The following is a 562-nucleotide window of genomic DNA, read 5'->3' on the forward strand; positions in this document are numbered from 1 at the left end:
CAAAATAAACCGTTTCCCAATCGGTATTTGATCAATGCTATTTTCCTTTCACTCCTCAAATAGACTTCAAATTATTCAATAAGTTCGGTTTTGTTACACCAGAGAATGAGTACGAGACAAGTACGTAGAGAAAGTGAATGCGAGTTATATTCTCGAAACAAATAAGTGAATACAAATGTAGAAAATAAAGGCTCCCAATTAGGAGCCTTTATTTGTTATTACCTTGTTATCAAGCAGTGCGGTAACGCTCTAATACTTCACCGAGTGAAACCGACGCTTTGGTTAAGTTCGCGACACCAACAGTAGACTGCTCCGCCACCTCTCGAATTGTGCTGGACTGAGTACGGATATCAGCAAGCTCAGAGGCGATATCATTCGCAACCGCACTTTGTTCCTCCGCGGAAGTGGAGATTTGAATGCTCATGTCCATCAATGAACGAGCCGAGTCCGCAATCGCTGTGACATCTTGACCAATTTCATCGATCAACTGACTGCTTGTTTGAGCTTGCTTGACCGTTCTACCAGTAATCGAAGCGATGTTTTGGCTTTCCGATTGCAGCTT

1 pseudogene is annotated in these 562 nt (G+C 42.7%); it reads right to left on the minus strand.

From position 1 onward, the window contains the following. Nucleotides 1–229: 229 nt before the first annotated feature. Nucleotides 230–562 (minus strand): annotated as a pseudogene (locus R7Z49_RS26790) (methyl-accepting chemotaxis protein); the annotation flags it as partial.

This window comes from Vibrio sp. 1562 (assembly GCF_033340155.1).
In the GTDB taxonomy this organism is placed as follows: Bacteria; Pseudomonadota; Gammaproteobacteria; order Enterobacterales; family Vibrionaceae; genus Vibrio; species Vibrio alginolyticus.